Here is a 412-nt window from a genome sequence, read left to right on the forward strand (position 1 = left end):
CCTGAGCCATGGCCACATCCACCTGCAGGAGACGCTGTGCGACGACCTGCTGACCCGGATGCTCGCGCATCCGCTGGTCCAGGCCGCGCTCGTGTCCACGGCCAAGCCCGACGTCTACCCCGACTGCGAGGCGGTGGGCGTGGAGGTGTTCCGCAGCAAATGAGGCTCGCGCGCCGCGGCGGCACGCGCCATCATGCGGCTCTCCGATTCCGATGAAGCAACCAGGAGACATCACGCCATGCATCACTTCCCCGAACCCGCCGGCGACCGCCGCGCCACGGATCGCCGACAGTTCCTGCAGGCCGCCGGGGCGCTCGGCCTGGGCGCGGCCCTGTGGCCGGGCCTCGCCGCGGCGCAGCCGGCCTGGCCGACCAAGTCGCTGCGATTCGTCGTGCCGTTCGCGCCCGGGGGC

The 412-nt window shown here is 72.6% G+C and carries 1 protein-coding gene; it reads left to right on the forward strand.

Annotated elements, in window-relative coordinates:
• Positions 1 to 238 precede the first annotated feature (238 nt).
• Positions 239 to 412: twin-arginine translocation signal domain-containing protein (locus D7X55_RS47080; RefSeq protein WP_121725797.1), on the forward strand; the 174-nt coding region annotated here is incomplete at its 3' end.

The organism is Corallococcus sp. AB049A, assembly GCF_003668885.1.
In the GTDB taxonomy this organism is placed as follows: Bacteria; Myxococcota; Myxococcia; order Myxococcales; family Myxococcaceae; genus Corallococcus; species Corallococcus interemptor.